1 pseudogene is annotated in these 246 nt (G+C 56.5%); it reads right to left on the reverse strand.

Annotated elements, in window-relative coordinates:
• Positions 1 to 127: pseudogene (locus tag AB4Y44_RS42790) on the reverse strand (porin); the annotation flags it as partial.
• Between the last annotated feature and the right edge of the window lie 119 nt (positions 128 to 246).

The following is a 246-nucleotide window of genomic DNA, read 5'->3' on the forward strand; positions in this document are numbered from 1 at the left end:
CATCCACGTTCGAGTATGCGAAGCCGAAAGTGGCGCTTCCAATATAGTAGTTGATACCAGCACCAAAGATGCGCAGCCGGTCACCCACAAAATTTTCATCGCCACCATTGTTCATCGCACCGGTCGCATCGATCCTGCAATGCCACACCGATCCTCACTGCGCGGCAAACCTCGGCTGAAACCGCGGTCCCGCAACGTTGCCCGAACTACTCGGGCTTCCTCGCTCCGACAACTATGAGTGCGCGT

It is taken from the genome of Paraburkholderia sp. BR10937, from assembly GCF_040965695.1.
Classification (GTDB): Bacteria; Pseudomonadota; Gammaproteobacteria; order Burkholderiales; family Burkholderiaceae; genus Paraburkholderia.